Origin of the sequence: Limnobacter sp., assembly GCF_036405155.1 — a bacterium.
In the GTDB taxonomy this organism is placed as follows: Bacteria; Pseudomonadota; Gammaproteobacteria; order Burkholderiales; family Burkholderiaceae_B; genus Limnobacter.
The window spans coordinates 132,981-149,924 of sequence record NZ_DASWYD010000007.1 but is presented as its reverse complement, the minus strand read 5'-3'; the positions used below and the strand labels follow the sequence as shown (position 1 = coordinate 149,924).

The following is a 16,944-nucleotide window of genomic DNA, read 5'->3' as shown; positions in this document are numbered from 1 at the left end:
AGCCCATGCGCCGCCTGCTGGATTGTGGTTTGAACCTGGCGGCCCGGCGCTTCGGCCTGGCTTTTGTTGCAGCCGCGTGCATGGCCTGCGCCAGCCCGGCATTGGCCCAGGTGCGTGACCTGGCCTCGCTGGTGCGGCTGGCCAAACTGCGCGACCCGGTTTACCTGGCCGCACAAGCCCAAACCCAGGCCGACCTGGAGCTGGAAAACCAGGCCAGGGGCGCCTTGCTGCCCAACCTGAATGCCAGCGCCCAATTGCAAAAAGTGGACACCACCAGCAGCCTGCGCGGCTTCTCGGTGTCCAGCTCGGACAATCCCAAAACCTACGCCCTGAACCTGAGCCAGGCCTTGTTTCGACCGCAAGCCTGGGAAAGCTACAAACAAAGCCAGCTGAGTGGTGAAATCGCCAAACTGGCCCTGAACAAGGCTGAACAAGACCTCATCCTGCGTGTTTCCAAAGCCTATTTCGATGTGCTGGCGGCGCAAGACGACCTGAATAACCTTCAAGCGCAAAAAGCGGCCACCACCGAGCAACTGGCCTTCGCCAAACGCAATTTCGAGGTAGGCACCGCCACCATCACCGATCAACAAGAAGCACAAGCCCGGTACGATCTCATCGTGGCGCAAGAGCTTGCCGCGCGCAATCAGCTGGATGTGCGCACCCTGGCGCTGGAAAACATTGTGGGCGAACCGGTGCAGTTGCTGGCCCGCTTGTCGCCCGATGTGACCTTGCAAGGTGTAGAGCCGATGAATGCGGACATTTGGGCCGACCGGGCTCAAGCCAGCAACCTGGATGTTCAGCAAGCGCGGCTGGCACAAATCATCGCCAAGCGCGAAGTGAAAAAGGCACGCGACGGCCATCTGCCCACCGTGGACTTGAATGCCCAAGTGGTCAACACCAGCCAACAGATTTTCGATGCAGCAAGCGGTCGCCCGTTCAGCATCGATGTGGACAACAAAACACTCACCTTGGCCGTGACCGTTCCCATCTTCAGTGGTGGCGCCACCCAGAGCAAGGTTCGGCAACAGGCATCGCTGCTGGACAAGTCACTGAACCAGGTTGAACAAGCCAACCGGGGTGCCACTCAGGGCGCCAAGGCGGCATTCCTGGCAGTGAACACGGGCTTGGCGCAAGTCGCTGCATTGGAAACTGCGGTCAAGTCCAGTGAGCTGGCCTTGAAAGCCAACAAAACCGGCTATGAAGTGGGTGTGCGCATCAACATCGATGTGCTGAACGCCCAACAGCAGCTCAATGCCACCCAGCGGGACCTGGCCAAGGCGCGCTACAACGCACTGGTGAGCATGCTGGAATTGCAGGCCGCCGTGGGCGCGCTCAATGTGCAGAGTGTTGATCGAATCAATGCCTTGCTGGTCAACAATGGCCTTTAACCCAGCCGGGCGTTCAAGACATTGAACGTGGTCAGTGTTGCACCCCGATGGCTGCGGGCATATGAAAAAGCAGACTTCTTCATGGCGTCCAGGTCAAACTGTTTGTCCATGAATGCCTCGCAAGCAGCCTGAAGCGACTCAAAACGCCGTGCTGCGCCAGCGGCCAATGCATCCTCGGCAGCCTTCTTGAAGTTAAAGGTGTGTGGTCCCATCCACACCGGGCAACCATAGGCACAGGCCTCGATGAGGTTTTGCCCGCCAAGCTCAAGCCATGAGCCCCCCAGCAAAGCCATGTCCGCCAAAGAATAGTAAGCCGGCATTTCGCCCATGCTGTCGCCCAGCACCAGTCGAATTTGCCCACGCCCCTCGGTGCCCTTGGGGGACAAGGCAACGTCGGCCTGTGTGCCCCACTGGCTGCGGCGCACAGGCCTGGCCACGCCCAGACGCGTGGCCGCCTGCACCATCAGCTCGAACACCTCGTCTGTGCGTTGAGGGTGACGCGGCACAATCCAGACTGCCGCCTGCGGCATGCGCTTGAAAAACTGGGTTCGCAACAGGGCATCCAGCAACAAAGGCTCTTCACCCTCTCGACTGCTGGCAAACAACAGCACAGGGCTGCCCTGCGCCACCTGCCGCCACTGCCGCCCCACAGCCGCCAACTCGGGCCGTAGGCCCACATCGAATTTCAAATTGCCGCAAATGGCATCCACCGGACGGCCCAGCGACTCAAATACCGCCGCATCGGCAGCGGTTTGGCACACCACCGTGTGCAAACCCTGAATGGCGGGTTTGCTCAACAGCGACAACTGCTTCAGGCGTTTGCCGGTGGTGGGCGAAATGCGCGCATTCAACAAAGCCACCGGCAAACCGCGCCGGCGGGCAACCGCCAACAGGTTCGGCCACAATTCGGTTTCCACCAGCCACAGCGCAGTGGCATTCAGGCGCGCCATGCAACGGGACATTAGCCAGGGCAAATCATAGGGCAGGTAGCAAAACACCACACCCTTCAAGTCCGCATACAAGGCTTTGCAGGTGGCCAGCCCAGTGGGGGTTGTGCATGAAATCACCCAGACATCATCCGGGTACACCTTGGCCCAATGCTTCACCAATGGGGAAATGGCATGGGCTTCACCCACCGACACGGCATGCACCCACTGGCGCCGCTGCCCCTTGGACACGGCAGCACACACTGGCACTGCAGCCAGAAAACGCTGAGCCCATGCAGCGCGATACTCCGGCTGCCGGGCTGCACGTTTCAACAAATACACAGCCAGCAGCGGCTGCGCCAAGGCCAGCAGGAGGGTATAAAAGCCACGCACGGCGTTGGACGCGATCACAGCTTGTTGCCCCGAATGAGTCGACTGGCCGCCTCGAACACCTCGCCCACCGCAGGCACGCGGCCCACATCGCCCAAACTGATGGCATGGGGATTAAAGCGCGGCGCAAATCGCCATGCGGGTGTCGCAAAAAACAAGGCCACCAGGGGCAAGTAATGCGCGGCCGCCAAATGGGTCAGCCCCGTGTCCACCCCAATCACCAGGTGGGCCTGCTGCATGCGCTCACTCAGTTGCGCCAGGTTCATACGGGGCAATACCTCCACATGGTCGATTCGGTCAGCAATGGCCTGGGCCTGCTGCTGCTCAGCGTCGGAGCCCCAAGGCAAACAAATTCGATACCCCAAGTCGGAAAACCGATGGGCCAGCTCACGCCACTGCACCAGTGGCCACTTTTTTTCATCGCGCGCCGTGGCATGCAAAAACCAGATTTCACCGCCCTTTGGAATGGTAGGCACTTGCTTGCCCGGGCGGCTGGAATAGAAAACCGGCGGACCTTGCAAGCGGTAGCCCAGCAAACCGGCGGCCAGCTCACGCAGACGTTCCACTGCATGCGCTTGCGGGTCCCATCCCGCACGGCGGGAATAAAACAACGCGGCCAGCCCTTCCTTGGCATACCCAAAACCGGGCCCCATGCGCGGCCCTTTGGCCGCACAGGCCAGCAGCGCGCTTTTGAACAAGCCTTGCAAATCAATCACAGCATCGTAATCGGTGTCGGCCAAACTGCTGCGCAAGGCCTTCCACTGCATCCACAAGTGCTTCAACCCCTGCTTGCGCCACACCCGCAACTGCACAGGCACCACGCGGTGCACCAGTGAGTTGGCTTTCACCAAGTCGGCAAAAGGCGCTTCCACCATCCAGTCGATGGCAAGCCCGGGGTTGTGGTGTTTGAGGTCATGCAAAACCGGCAGGGCGTGAATGACATCGCCCATGGACGTGGTTTTAACAATTAAGATACGCTTCATCTAGCGCAGGGCGTGGGATTGGAATGCACCATTGTAAGCAGAACCTTTCCTGTACGTCGCGCACCAGATCACAAGGATCGAAAATTTGATGTCCAATCCACCTGCCACCCCAACGCTGCCCCTGTCGGCCGTGTTTATTACCTTGAATGCAGCCTCCCAACTGGAAGCCGCGTTGCGCAGCGTGGCTTTTTGTCAGGACATTGTGGTGGTGGATTCGGGCAGCACTGACAATACCGTTGCATTGGCGCAGCAATACGGCGCACGCGTGGTGTTCAAGGAATGGCTGGGCTTTGGCCCACAAAAGCAATTTGCAGTGGCGCAAGCGCAGTTTGACTGGGTTCTGTGTCTGGATGCGGATGAACGGGTCAGCCCCGAATTGATGGTCAGCATTCAACGTCTTTTTTCGGGCTCAACACCTGAGCCTGATTTGCGGAATGTGGCTGCTTTTGATATGCCGCGCTGCAATTTTTTCATGGGCCGTTACCTGCGCCACGGGGAAGGCTATCCCGATTTGTCCCGGCGACTGTTTCACCGTGCGCGGGCTGGCTGGAGCAACGATGCCGTGCATGAAAAAGTAGAAGTACAGGGCGGTTTGGCCGTTAAACGACTGCAGGGCGACTTGCTCCATGAGTCGGCAGAAACACTGCAAAGCTACCTGGCCAAGCAAAACCGCTACACCACCATTCAGGCTGAACAGTTGGCAGCCCGCGGTAAACGGCCGGGGTTTGCGAAGCTGGTGCTGTCACCGGTGGTGCGGTTCATCAAGTTTTATGTTGTGCGGCGCGGGTTTCTGGACGGATGGCCCGGGTTTGTGCACATCGTGATTGGGTGTTTCAACAGCTTTGTGAAATATGCCAAGGCGCGGGAATTGATGGATCGGCAGCGGTAGCACGTGCCTTTTTCAGCCTACAGCAACACCCGTAGCACGTGCTTGTTTATTGCCCCTTCGCAACACCGGTCGCCCGTGCCTTTTTCAGCCCCCAGCAACACCGGCAGCCCGGTCCGAACGCCCCCCGAATGTAAAGGTTGCCCCGCGCCTTCGAACCGTCCCGATAACTCGCGCCGATGGCGCTCAAACATCTCGGTCCGTGTGTTCGAATGCTTTGCGGGTCAAACCGATCGGGGGGCTGACTGTTCGGCGCCGGGCATACCGGTATTGCTGAGGGCATAGCACCGAGCATGTGGGTGGAGTCGGCTCAGCGGCCTGCGCGGTTCACCTCCCTTGCAGCGACAGTCAGGGCCATTGGCCCGAGCGTGCCAAACAGGCGCGGTGAACTGACCAACAGTCAGTTCAGAGGTCGATTCCCGACCGTGTTTTTTGGAGGGTCGACCTCAGCGATCGTGAGGCTCAGCGAGGGAAACACCAATGGACCGTCGCCAAGGGGGGAGCGCGCAGTGCCAGGGCGCATTCAATGTTAAGAGTCTGAATTGAACCCAACAAAACAAAAACGCCCCGGCGAACCGAGGCGTTCCATCACGCACCAAAACCCGCAATCAGTGATTGAGAATTTTGGACAGGAATTGCTGCGCCCGCTCTGAACGGGGCGTACCAAAGAAGTCATCCTTGGTGCAATCTTCCACAATATTGCCCTTGTCCATGAAAATCACACGATCAGCCACTTTGCGGGCAAAGCCCATTTCGTGGGTCACACACATCATGGTCATGCCTTCCTGGGCCAGCTCAACCATCACGTCCAGCACTTCATTGATCATTTCGGGATCCAGTGCAGAGGTGGGCTCGTCGAACAGCATGCAGATGGGGTCCATCGACAGCGCGCGGGCGATGGCCACGCGCTGCTGCTGACCGCCGGACAATTGCCCGGGAAACTTGTGGGCGTGGGCTTTCAAACCCACACGGTCCAGCAAGCCCAGGCCCTTGGCCATGGCTTCGTCTTTTGAACGGCCCAGCACCTTGATTTGGGCCAGGGTGAGGTTGTCGGTGATGGTGAGGTGGGGAAACAGCTCAAAGTGCTGAAACACCATGCCCACGCGGGACCGCAGTTTCGGCAGGTCGGTGCCTTTGTCACCTACGGAAATACCATCCACGGTGATGGTGCCTTTCTGGAAGGGCTCCAGCATGTTCACGCATTTGATCAGCGTGGACTTGCCTGAACCAGACGGGCCACACACCACGACCACTTCACCTTTTTTGACCGAGGTTGTGCAATCGGTGAGCACCTGAAAATTGCCGTACCACTTGTTGACGTTGGAAATATCAATCACAGCGCGCTCCTGCTATCGGATAATTTGGGTTTTCTTTTGGAGAGCTTTCACGGTCATCGAGAGCGTGAAGCAAATCACCAGGTACACCACCGCCACGAAGGAATACATTTCCACGAGGCGACTGTCGCGCTGGGCAATTTTGGAAGCGGCACCGAGGAAATCGGTCACCGACAACACATACACCAGCGAGGTGTCCTGGAACAAAATAATGGTTTGGGTCAGCAGCACCGGCAGCATGTTTCGGAAAGCCTGCGGCAGCACCACCAAGCGCATGGTCTGGCCGTAGGTCAAACCCAACGCGTAAGAGGCACCAATCTGGCCCTTTGGAATGCTCTGAATACCCGCCCGCATGATTTCACAGAAAAATGCGGCTTCAAACATGATGAAGGTGATGTAGGCCGAGCGGTCTGCACCAATTTGTGGTGGACGCTCGGCCCCGGTGATGGCCTGCAACACCAGAGGCACCAGGAAATAAAACCAGAAGATCACCAGAATCAGCGGAATGGAGCGCATCAGGTTGACGTATCCAGCAGCCACATTGCTCAGCAACTTGATGCTGGACAAGCGGGCCAAAGCCAGCAAGGTGCCAAAGAAAATACCACCCAGGCAAGCAATCACGGTGAGCTGAACGGTGTAGCCCAGGCCGCCCATGAGGTAGGGCAGCGAGGTGCTGATCGCGCTGAAGTCGAGACTGTTCATTATTTGCCCCCTGCGATGTAACCCGGCACTGCCGTGCGCCGTTCAACCAGCGCCATGATGCGGTTCACCGACATCGCCACAATCACGTACAGCACTGTGGCCGCAATGTAGGCCTCAAAAAACGCGAAGGTGTTTTCGCCCATTTCCTTGGTGCGGAAAGTGAGCTCGGTCAAACCAATGGTGAGGGCCACCGACGAGTTCTTGATGAGGTTCATCGCCTCAGAGGTCATGGGTGGCACGATGATGCGATACGCCATGGGCAGCAGCACGTAGCGGTAGGTTTGTGCTTCGGTAAAACCCAAGGCATAGCCCGCCGCCCGCTGCCCGCGCGACAGCGACAAAATACCGGACTTCACCTGCTCGGCCACGCGCGACGCGGTGAACAAACCCAGGCACACCACGGAGGTGATGAACTGCACCTCGGTCGGGTCCTGATTGATGGACCATTGTTTGAGCGGGGGAATGAATTCTGGAATGACGAAATACCAGATGAAGAACTGCACAATAAGCGGCACGTTCCGGAAAATTTCCACATAGGCATTGCCGATGAAGGACAAGCCTTTGTGCGAGGTGGTCCGTAACACGCCCATGAGCGAGCCCACCGTGAATGCAATCACGGCCGCCACGGCCGAGGTGGCCAAAGTCCACAGCAGGCCGGAGAACAGCATCTCCCACCAGACCGTGTCTTCGCCGTCAACAATCGGCTGGAAAAACAGCAGCCAATTCAGATGGTTTGTCATGATTTGTCTCTCCCGAGCATGCAACCCGGTCAGTCGATATCAAAAAGGCCGGCCCGCGCTTCACCGAAACGCAGCCGGCCTTGTTACTTGCCGAACGCTTATTCCACGCCCTTGTCGTTGGGGTTCGCGATGGCCGCTTTCAGTTCAGGCGACATCGGGAAGTTCAAGTTGACGTTTTTGGGTGGAATGTTGGACTGGAACCACTTGGTATAGAGCTTGTTTACTTCACCAGACTTCATCAAGCCGTTGAGGGTTGTGTCCACCACGGCCTTGAAGGGGGCATCGTCCTTGCGCAGCATGATGCCGTAAGGCTCCGTGCGCAGCACTTCCGGCAGGAACATGAATTCACCGGGGTTGGGGCTGTTGGCCACCAAACCGGCAATCAGAATGTCGTCCATCACGAAGGCTTTGGCGCGGTCGTTGGCCACCAGCAGGAAGCTTTCAGCATGGTCTTTGCCGTAGATTTCCTTGAAGTTGATGTTGGCGCCTTTCTCGTGCTGCTTGATCAACTGCACAGAGGTGGTACCGGAGGTGGTTGCAATGGGCTGGCCATCCAGGTCTGCCAGCGACTTGATGCCACTGCTCTTCTTGACCACCACTTTCACGTTGGTCACAAAGGTGGTGTTGCCAAAGGCCACTTGTTCCTGGCGCTTCACCGAGTTGGTGGTGGAGCCGCATTCCATGTCGATGGTGCCGTTTTGCAGCAGGGGAATGCGGTTGGCCGATGTCACGGGTTGCAGTTCGACCTTCAGGTCGGGCATTTTCATCTTGGCTTTCACTGCGTCGACCACTTTCCAGCACAGGTCCATGGAATAACCGATGGGCTTCTGGTTGTTGTCCAGGTAGGAAAAGGGCACGGAGGATTCGCGGTAACCAATGGTCAATGTTTTGGTTTCTGCGATTTTTTTCAGGGTACCCGTGTCTTGGGCCACTGCAGGCTGAATAGCGGTTGCGCAGGCCAGGGCCAGCGCGGCTGCAAGAATATTCCTCTTCATTTTTGCTCCTAGATTGAAATAACACACAGGGCGCAAGCACCCCACGGGATGGACTACAGTTTTATTCTCCGGGGCTGCGTGAGCACCTCGGGCCTGAGTATTTCTGTTAACTGCTGCTCGGACAGCAAACCCTTTTCAAGCACCAGATCGGCCACTTTTCGGCCTGTTTTCAAAGCAGTTTTTGCAATCTCAGAAGCTTGATCATAGCCGATGTAAGGGTTTAGGGATGTTGCCAGGCTGGCCGATTCTTCCACCCGAGACCGCAAAAGCGACTCATTTGCGGAAATCCCTAATACGCAATTCTTGGTGAGGGTACGGCAAGCAGCGGTCAGGTGGTGAATGCTCTTGAACAGGCTCCAGGCAATGATGGGCTCAAAGGCGTTCAACTGGAGTTGCCCTGCTTCAGAAGCCATGGTCACCGTGATGTCGTTGCCAATCACCTCGAAAGCCACCTGGTTCACCACTTCGGGAATCACGGGGTTGACCTTGCCCGGCATGATGGAAGAACCTGCAGCACGGGGCGGCAGGTTGATTTCATTCAAACCCGCTTGAGGCCCGGAAGACAGCAAACGCAAATCGTTGCAGGTTTTGGACAACTTCACAGCCACGCGTTTCAGCACACCGGACAGCTGCACAAAAGCGCCCGTGTCTTGCGTTGCTTCCACCAGGTTTTCAGCGGTGATCAAACCCAGCTGGGTAATTTCCTCAAGATAGTGGCGGGCGCGCGCTGCGTATTCGGGGTCGGTGTTGATGCCCGTGCCAATGGCGGTTGCTCCCAGGTTGATTTCCTGGATCAGGCTGGTCGCTTCCTTCACCCGCGCCATGTCCTCGGTCAGCATGGTTGAAAAGGTGGAGAACTCTTGCCCCAGGGTCATGGGCACCGCATCTTGCAGTTGGGTGCGGCCAATCTTCAGGATTTTCCGGAACTCAAAGGCCTTTTCGCCAAAAGCATCCCGCAATTCTTCCATGGCATCCAGCAGGCTGGCCAAGGCCGTAATCAGGCCCAACTTGACCGCAGTGGGGTACACATCGTTGGTGCTTTGGGAGGCATTCACATGCTCAATGGGGTGCAGCAGTTTGTAGTCGCCTTTTTGCCCCCCAAGAATTTCAATGGCCCGGTTGGCAATCACCTCGTTGGCATTCATGTTGGTGGAGGTGCCAGCACCGCCTTGGATGACATCGACCACGAACTGGTCGTGCAGCTTGCCTTGGCGGATTTCCTTGCAGGCTTTGACGATGGCGTCGGCGAGGTGGGCGGGTAACACATCCAGATCGGCATTGGCCCGGGCGCAAGCCCATTTGACGGCTGCCAGCGCATTCACCAGCTCTGGCGCGTTGCTGAGGGCAAAACCAGTGATTTGATAGTTGTCGAGCGCGCGGCTGGTGTGGACACCCCAATAGGCATCGGCGGGAATTTTCTTCTCGCCCAGAAGGTCTTTTTCGATGCGTACGTCAGAACCTGCTTTCGCCACGTCAACCTCACCTGAATTGAAATTCGGGCCATGCTAAACGCGCAGAACGGAAGTGACCAATTCATATTGCGTATTAGATCATGCACTTTTTGCATAAGAATGACCATATCCGGGTTAACCCGAATGCGCATCCGGCCACAGGTGCCACACCAAATCCAGGTGGTCTTGCGCCACGCCCGCATCACGGTTTTTTGGGTTGCGGCGGTACAGGCGGATTTCCATCTCGGTGCGGTAAGGGCCGTCGATGGGTGCCAGGCAGGTGCTTTGCCCCACCACACTGCCGGGCAACCAGGCCACACCCACCCCCTCCTCGCACATGGCTTTCAGGCTTTCGGACATGTCGGTTTCAAACACCGATTGCTGCAAAAACACAGGCCCGGCTGCCAGCGCAATGTCCACCATGCGGGACAAATACGCATGGCGTGAATAACTGAGTACAGGCACGGGGAGCGGGGCCAAATGGTTGAGCGTAAACACAGGCTCACCGGATGAGCCCACTTTTGAAAAAGGCATGAAGGGCTCGGTGCCCAACACCTTGTACTCGTAGCGGGTGGGGTCCAGTTCAATGGGCTCCCGGCTGTGATGGTAACAGGCCAGAAAGTCGCAAGCGCCATCGGTGAAGTGCAGCACGGCATCGTGCACATTGCTGGCCGTCAATTGGAAACTTAAGTCGCGTACTTGGTCGGCCAGCCGCTGCTGCAGGGTTTGCACCCAATGCGGCACCTTGCTGCAGGCCAAGGTGTGGGGCACCACCAGGCGCACTTGCTTGCGGTTTTGAGCAGCGCCACCCCGCACCACCGTGCGGGCTTGCCGAATCTGCTCCAGCATCACCAAGGCCTGTTCATAAAACACTTCGCCTTGGGCGCTCAGCCGTGTGGGGTAGGCGCCCCGGTCAATCAACTCACAACCCAGCCAGCCTTCCAGGGCCTGAATACGCCTTGAAAAAGCAGGTTGCGTCACACACCGCAGGTTGGCCGCCTTGGAAAAATTCTTGGTCTGCGCCAGGGTGATAAAGTCTTCAAGCCATTTGGTTTCCATCGTCGGACAATTCCAGCTGCTGGTGCTGTTGAGTTGCCCACATTCGGGCGTACACGCCCCCTTTGTCAAGCAGTTCTTGGTGGCTGCCACGCTCAATCAACTCACCCTGGTTCATCACCAGAATTTGATCAGCATGCACAATGGTCGACAAACGGTGCGCGATGATCAGTGTGGTCCGGTTGCGAGAGAGTTCCCGCAGTTCCTGCTGAATGGCCTGCTCGGAGTGAGAGTCCAGCGCCGAAGTGGCCTCGTCAAAAATCAGGATGGCCGGATTTTTCAAAATGGTACGGGCAATGGCCACCCGCTGTTTTTCGCCGCCCGAAAGCTTCAGGCCCCGCTCGCCCACCGGGGTTTGGTAGCCATCGGGCAGCGTTTCAATGAAGTGGTGAATGTGCGCGGCTTTGGCGGCGCGCTCCACATCGGCTTGCGTGGCGCCCGGGCGCCCGTAGGCAATGTTGTAGGCAATGGTGTCGTTGAAGAGCACCGTGTCCTGCGGCACAATGCCGATGCTTTTTCGCAGGCTCACTTGCTGAACCTCACGAATGTCCTGCCCGTCAATGCGGATATCGCCCTCACTGACCTCATAGAAGCGGTACAGCAAGCGGGACAGTGTGGATTTGCCCGCACCACTGTGGCCCACCACCGCCACAGTTTGCCCGGCGGGTACAGTAAAACTCAATCCCTTGATAACGGTCCGCCGCTCATCGTAGGCAAAGCTCACGTTGCGAAACTCAATCGCTCCACCCTGCACTTTCAATTCGGGTGCACCAGGTTTGTCCTGTACTTCCTGATGCTCATCCAGCAGGCCAAACATGCGTTCAATGTCGGCCAGCGACTGTTTGATTTCCCGGTATATGACGCCGAGAAAATTCAGTGGAATGTAGAGCTGAATCATGAAGGCATTGACCAGCACCAGGTCGCCCAGGGTCATGCTGCCATTGAGCACACCCAAAGTTGCGCGCCACAGCACGGCGGTGACCGCCAGCGCGATGATGGCGCTTTGCCCAGTGTTCAGCAACGAGAGGGACTTCTGCGAGGCAATCGCCGCCTCCTGCCAAGCGGTCATGGACTTGTTGTAGCGGTCGCTTTCAAAACGCTCGTTGCCGAAGTACTTCACGGTTTCGTAATTGATGAGCGAGTCGACTGCGCGCACATTGGCCTTGGAATCCAGCTCGTTCATGTTGCGGCGAAACTGCAAACGCCACTCGGTGATTTTGACGGTGAAGACGATGTAGAACACCAGCGCTGTGGCCGTGATGACCGAGAACCAGATCTCGTAATTCAGGAACAGATAACCCACCACCAACACGATTTCAATCAGCGTGGGCAAAATGCTGTAGAGCGTGTAGCTCACCAGGCTGGAAATGGCGCGTGAGCCACGTTCAATGTCCCGAGTTACCCCACCGGTTTGCCGGTTCAAATGGAAGCGCAGGCTGAGCGCATGCAGGTAGTCGAACACCTGAATGGCGATGGCCCGCACCGCATTTTGTGTCACGCGGGCAAACAGCAATTCACGCAACTCGGTGAACACGGTGGTGGACAGGCGCAAGGCACCATAGGCCAACAGCAGCGCCAGTGGCATGGCGGCGGCGGCCAAAGCGGCCTGACTGTTCAACAACGGTGTTAAACCATCAATCAGCTTTTTCAGCACCAGGGGCACACCCACGTTGGCCACCTTGGCCCCCACCAGGCAGGCAATGGCCAACACCACCCGCCATTTGTAGGCCCACATGTAAGGCCACAGTTGTTGCACGGTGCCCCAGTCGGTGCGTTTGCGGGGGCGGGCTGTGGGGGCGGGGTCACCCGCGGCGTGTCGGCGCATGCGATACTTCTTCAGCAAGAAAAAAACATCACCCCATGCTACCACCGGCCACGGTCTGGCAGTGCTCGGGGTGAAACACCACAGGGGACAACGCACATGAGCTGGATCAACGACAAGGTCATCATCATCACCGGGGCATCGGAAGGCATTGGCGAGGCATTGGCCAAGCGGCTGGGGCCGGGCAACACCGTGGTGATTGCAGCCCGTCGAATCGAGAAATTGAAAGAAGTGGCAGCACACATCAATGCCAACGGTGGCCGCGCCCACGCGGTGGCCTGCGACGTGAGCGACCAGGCCCAATGCGAAGCACTGGTGGAGGAAACCATCAAGATGTTTGGTGTCATCGACATTGTGGTGAACAATGCCGGCATTTCCATGCACGCCTGGTTTGAGGACATCACCGACCTCAGCACCTACGAAAAACTGTTCCGCACCAATGTGATGAGCATGATCTGGATTACCCACAAAGCCCTGCCCCACTTGAAAGTGCGGGATGGTTTGATTGTGGGCGTTTCCAGCTTGGCCGGCAAAACAGGCGTGCCTGCGCGCACCACCTATTGCACCAGCAAATTTGCCATGAGTGGCTTCATGGAAGCCCTGCGCATTGAGTTGATGGACACCGGGGTGGACGTGTGTGGTATTTTCCCCGGCGTGGTGGACACGGAGATTCGCCGCAATGGACTGAATGCCGAAGGGCAGCGGGCGGGCATTTCAGGCCTGACAGAGACCGGTGCCATGACCGTGGATGAATGCGTGGATGAAATGGTGCAAGCCATGGAAGACCGCAAGCGGGAATGGGTGATGACCAGCAAGGCCCGTTTGGGCTTGAGGCTAAAGCCATTCTTTCCACAGATGATTGACCAGATGGCCAAAAACGCCCTGGATGAAAACCACGGCGGGCCAAAATCCTGAAGGACACGACCATGAACCCAACCACCCCAATGCTGCCCGTTGACCGGGAACCCACGATCCGCGTGATTCCCATGCCCAAAGACTCCAACGCTGCCGGCGATGTGTTTGGCGGCTGGATCATGTCGCAGGTTGACCTGGCCGGTTCAGTACCGGCAGTCGCCCATGCCAAGGGGCGGGTGGTCACGGTGGCGGTGAACGAGTTCATCTTCAAGGAACCCGTGTTTGTGGGCGACCTGTGCAGCTTTTACGCCGATGTGGACAAGGTGGGGCGAACATCGATGCGGGTGCGGGTGGAGGTGTATGCGCAGCGCCGCCTGCAACCCGACAATGTGGCCAAAGTGACCGAGGCTTACATCACCTATGTGGCGGTGGATGAACACCGCAACCCGCGCCCGGTCGAGCCTTTGAAGTAAAAATGCTCAGAAATGCGTCATGTCCTGCTGGTGCATTTCAAACGCAAACTCCACCTCGTTCACGTGTTGCCACGAGCTTTGCCCCTTCACCTGCTTGCGCGACAGCTCAATGCGGTAGTCGTAGCGGTCGGGGCGGTACAGGCCTTTCAACACCTGCACTGGGCGGCCGGTTTCGTCGTAGGCCACACGGGAAATGGCCAGCAAGGGCGCGCCCACCGGCACACCCAGCGCGTAGGCCACCGAGGCATCGGCCAGTCGGGCTGAAATGGTTTGACGGGCCTTGGCCACTTTCACGCCAGCCTCTTCCAGCAACACCAAAATTGGGAATTCCCGCAAACGGCGGCGGCACAGGCGGCCCGACAAGTCCTGCGGAATGAAGCTCGTGAGGTGAGCCACGGGTTGGCCGTTCAGCTCACGAATGCGGATCAACTTTTCAACAATCGCGTCGCTGGGCAAGTGCAACAGTGTGGCAATGTCGGGCGGCGGGATGATGCGTTTGGAGGTGATGAGTTGCAGGTCGGAAGAGTCGCCACTGGCCTGCAGGCGCATGGCCGAGGCGCTGAGCAACTGGCTTTGGCCCAATGAATGGCTGCGGGCCTCGGAACGGGGTTTCACGAAGGTGCCTTTGCCGCGACCACGGGCCACCAGCCCTTCCTTGACCAAATCCTGCAGGGCGCGGCGCATGGTCACGCGCGACACATTGAATTGCTCGGCCAGCACCAACTCGCCCGGCAGGGGTTTGGTGTCGTAGTGACCTTCAATGATCTGCTCGCGCAGGATGAGATAAATCTGATGGTAAAGCGGTACGACCTGGTTGGGGTCGAGCTTGGAATCACCGGCCTGAGCCGGATCAAGGGCGGGGGCAAAATCCATGAATGCATCCATGTGCTGCTAGAACTACTGGGCAGATAATACAACACATTTCAAAACAATACACGACACTCGCCGCCCCCTACCTCAATCCTCCTGAAACGCCTCTTCCCGTTTGGCACGCACCGAGGGCGCCAACACCACCACCAAGGCCACCACCGCAATGGCCAGCATGGTGGCGCTGATGGGCCGGGTCACCAACACAGTGAAATCACCGCGCGACAACAACAGCGCCCGGCGCAGGTACTCTTCCATCATGGGGCCAAGAATGAAACCCAACAGCATGGGTGCTGGCTCGCAGCGTAGTTTGGTGAACACATACCCCAGCACACCGAAACCGGCCATGAGGTACACGTCAAACACCCGGTTGTTGAGACTGAACACCCCAATGCAGCAAAACACCAAAATAACCGGGAACAGGTGGTGATACGGCACCGTGATCATTTTCACCCACATGCCGATGAGCGGCAGGTTGAGCACAATCAGGAACAGGTTGCCGATCCACATCGAGACGATGATGCCCCAAAACAATTGGGGTTGCTCCATCATCACCGAGGGCCCGGGCGTGATGCCCTGAATGATCATGGCACCGACCATGAGGGCCATCACCGGGTTGGATGGAATGCCCAGCGTGAGCAAGGGAATAAACGAGGTTTGCGCACCCGCATTGTTGGCAGACTCGGGCGCGGCCACGCCTTCAATGGCGCCTTTGCCAAACTCGTGCGCGTTGGGGCTCACCTTCTTCTCGATGGAGTAAGCCGCAAACGAAGCCAGCATGGCACCGCCGCCGGGCAAAATGCCCAACACCGAACCCAGGCCGGTGCCCCGCACAATCGGCCAGAAAATGCGCTTCAAGTCTTCCCGGGTTGGCATCAGCCCACTGACCTTGGTGATCGAAGAACTGCGCAAATGTTCCTCTTCAAGGTTCTTGATGATTTCGCCCAGGCCAAACATGCCCATGGCCAGCACCACAAAACCAATGCCTTCGGCCATGTAGGGCGAATCGAAGGTGTAGCGTTCCATGCCGGAGTTCACATCCGTGCCCACCATGCCCAGCAACAGGCCCAGCACAATCATGCCGAAGGCTTGCAGCAAGGAGCCGTGGGCCAGCACCACCGAGGCCACCAAACCCATCACCATGAGGGAAAAGTACTCGGCCGGGCCAAACTTCAATGCAAGGTCTGCCAACGGCGGCGCAAACAGTGCCAGCAGCAGCGTGGCAAACGTGCCCGCCACAAACGAGCCGATGGCTGCTGTGGCCAGTGCCTTGCCCGCCTTGCCTTGCCGGGCCATTTGGTAGCCGTCCAGTGCCGTCACCACCGACGAGGACTCCCCCGGCAAATTGACCAGAATGGCCGTGGTGGACCCGCCATACTGCGCGCCGTAATAAATGCCCGCCAGCATGATGAGGGCCGACACCGGCGGCAGCGTGAATGTCATGGGCAGCAGCATGGCGATGGTGGCCACTGGCCCCAAGCCCGGCAACACACCGATCAGCGTGCCCAAAAAAACACCCGCCAAACAATAGGCCAGGTTGGAGAGCGTGAATGCCGCTTCCAGACCAATGCTGAGGTTGTTGAGCAATTCCATTTACGCGCCCCCCAACCACGGTCCAATCACGGGCATGGGAATGCCCAAGCCTTTCACAAACACCAGTGCACAGAACACGGCGGAGCCCACCGCAATGCCCACACTCCACTTCCAGCTGAAGTGCCGACTGGCCAAAGCAGACAGCACCACCACCGCAGCCACCGCTGCGGCCAGGCCTGCGCCTTGAACAATCAATCCAAACGCGGTCACGGCCACCGTGACCCAGGCCACCTTGGTCCATGCAAAGCCTTCCAGCGGGTCGCCTGCCTGCACGAACGCGCGCAGCACGCACAGCAGACCAATGCCCGCCAACAGGTAACCCAGCACAATGGGGAAATAGCCTGGGCCCATGCGCACGGCTGTGCCCATGGGGTAATCGTCACCCAGCCAAACGGCTGCTGCACCCACCAGCAGGTACAGCAGCCCCGACCAGAAATCCCGAAGATTTTTGGGCATGTGTGTATTCCGGTAAGGGCTGTGGAG

General features: G+C 58.1%; 16 protein-coding genes. 4 read left to right on the top strand and 12 right to left on the bottom strand.

Going from position 1 to position 16,944, the window contains the following annotated elements; translation table 11 throughout:
* Positions 1-5: 5 nt before the first annotated feature.
* The gene (locus VGE55_RS11325) at positions 6-1,388 is read left to right on the top strand and encodes a TolC family outer membrane protein (RefSeq protein WP_331131794.1); all 1,383 of its coding nucleotides are present in this window, start codon (positions 6-8) and stop codon (positions 1,386-1,388) included.
* On the opposite strand, the gene VGE55_RS11320 is transcribed toward VGE55_RS11325, so the two are convergent.
* The gene (locus tag VGE55_RS11320) at positions 1,385-2,725 is read right to left on the bottom strand and encodes a 3-deoxy-D-manno-octulosonic acid transferase (RefSeq protein ID WP_331131793.1); all 1,341 of its coding nucleotides are present in this window, start codon (positions 2,723-2,725) and stop codon (positions 1,385-1,387) included. The two genes, VGE55_RS11325 and VGE55_RS11320, sit on opposite strands and share 4 nt — an antisense overlap.
* Positions 2,722-3,687, bottom strand: coding sequence for a lipopolysaccharide heptosyltransferase I (waaC, locus tag VGE55_RS11315; RefSeq protein ID WP_331131792.1), 966 nt, complete (start codon positions 3,685-3,687; stop codon positions 2,722-2,724). The genes VGE55_RS11320 and waaC overlap by 4 nt, the downstream gene beginning before the upstream one ends.
* A gap of 88 nt (positions 3,688-3,775) precedes the next feature.
* Here waaC and VGE55_RS11310 point away from each other — a divergent pair, with 88 nt between their 5' ends.
* Entirely contained in the window at positions 3,776-4,576 is an 801-nt protein-coding gene (locus tag VGE55_RS11310) for a glycosyltransferase family 2 protein (RefSeq protein WP_331131791.1), read from the top strand.
* Between the two features lie 605 nt (positions 4,577-5,181).
* On the opposite strand, the gene VGE55_RS11305 is transcribed toward VGE55_RS11310, so the two are convergent.
* From VGE55_RS11305 to VGE55_RS11275, 7 genes are all read right to left on the bottom strand, one after another.
* The gene (locus tag VGE55_RS11305; protein ID WP_331131790.1) at positions 5,182-5,910 is read right to left on the bottom strand and encodes an amino acid ABC transporter ATP-binding protein; all 729 of its coding nucleotides are present in this window, start codon (positions 5,908-5,910) and stop codon (positions 5,182-5,184) included.
* A gap of 12 nt (positions 5,911-5,922) precedes the next feature.
* Positions 5,923-6,609, bottom strand: coding sequence for an ABC transporter permease subunit (locus VGE55_RS11300; RefSeq protein ID WP_331131789.1), 687 nt, complete (start codon positions 6,607-6,609; stop codon positions 5,923-5,925).
* Positions 6,609-7,349 carry an amino acid ABC transporter permease gene (locus VGE55_RS11295; RefSeq protein ID WP_256762866.1) on the bottom strand — a complete coding sequence of 247 codons (741 nt, stop codon included), beginning with the start codon at positions 7,347-7,349 and terminating at the stop codon, positions 6,609-6,611. Before VGE55_RS11295 ends, VGE55_RS11300 begins: the two co-directional genes overlap by 1 nt.
* 98 nt (positions 7,350-7,447) lie before the next feature.
* Positions 7,448-8,344 (bottom strand): amino acid ABC transporter substrate-binding protein, encoded by an 897-nt coding sequence (locus VGE55_RS11290; RefSeq protein ID WP_331131788.1) that lies wholly within the window; start codon positions 8,342-8,344, stop codon positions 7,448-7,450.
* A 53-nt stretch (positions 8,345-8,397) separates the two neighbouring features.
* The gene (aspA, locus tag VGE55_RS11285) at positions 8,398-9,816 is read right to left on the bottom strand and encodes an aspartate ammonia-lyase (RefSeq protein WP_331131787.1); all 1,419 of its coding nucleotides are present in this window, start codon (positions 9,814-9,816) and stop codon (positions 8,398-8,400) included.
* A 114-nt stretch (positions 9,817-9,930) separates the two neighbouring features.
* Entirely contained in the window at positions 9,931-10,854 is a 924-nt protein-coding gene (locus tag VGE55_RS11280) for a LysR substrate-binding domain-containing protein (protein ID WP_331131786.1), read from the bottom strand.
* Positions 10,835-12,676 carry an ABC transporter ATP-binding protein/permease gene (locus VGE55_RS11275; protein ID WP_331131785.1) on the bottom strand — a complete coding sequence of 614 codons (1,842 nt, stop codon included), beginning with the start codon at positions 12,674-12,676 and terminating at the stop codon, positions 10,835-10,837. Before VGE55_RS11275 ends, VGE55_RS11280 begins: the two co-directional genes overlap by 20 nt.
* Positions 12,677-12,772: 96 nt before the next feature.
* On the opposite strand from VGE55_RS11275, the gene VGE55_RS11270 reads away from it, so the two are divergent.
* Together VGE55_RS11270 and VGE55_RS11265 are read left to right on the top strand one after the other, a co-directional pair.
* Positions 12,773-13,588 (top strand): SDR family oxidoreductase, encoded by an 816-nt coding sequence (locus VGE55_RS11270; protein WP_331131784.1) that lies wholly within the window; start codon positions 12,773-12,775, stop codon positions 13,586-13,588.
* 11 nt (positions 13,589-13,599) lie between these two features.
* A complete protein-coding gene (locus VGE55_RS11265) occupies positions 13,600-14,001 on the top strand; it encodes an acyl-CoA thioesterase (RefSeq protein ID WP_331131783.1) in 402 nt (133 codons plus the stop codon).
* A gap of 6 nt (positions 14,002-14,007) precedes the next feature.
* Here VGE55_RS11265 and VGE55_RS11260 read toward each other — a convergent pair whose 3' ends face one another.
* The 3 genes from VGE55_RS11260 to VGE55_RS11250 all read right to left on the bottom strand — a co-directional run bounded on the left by VGE55_RS11260 (position 14,008) and on the right by VGE55_RS11250 (position 16,917).
* Entirely contained in the window at positions 14,008-14,874 is an 867-nt protein-coding gene (locus VGE55_RS11260; RefSeq protein WP_331131782.1) for a GntR family transcriptional regulator, read from the bottom strand.
* Between the two features lie 84 nt (positions 14,875-14,958).
* Positions 14,959-16,461 (bottom strand): tripartite tricarboxylate transporter permease, encoded by a 1,503-nt coding sequence (locus tag VGE55_RS11255; protein ID WP_331131781.1) that lies wholly within the window; start codon positions 16,459-16,461, stop codon positions 14,959-14,961.
* Positions 16,462-16,917: a tripartite tricarboxylate transporter TctB family protein gene (locus VGE55_RS11250; protein WP_331131780.1), complete on the bottom strand. Its 456-nt coding sequence runs from the start codon at positions 16,915-16,917 to the stop codon at positions 16,462-16,464. It abuts the gene before it with no gap.
* Positions 16,918-16,944 lie beyond the last annotated feature (27 nt).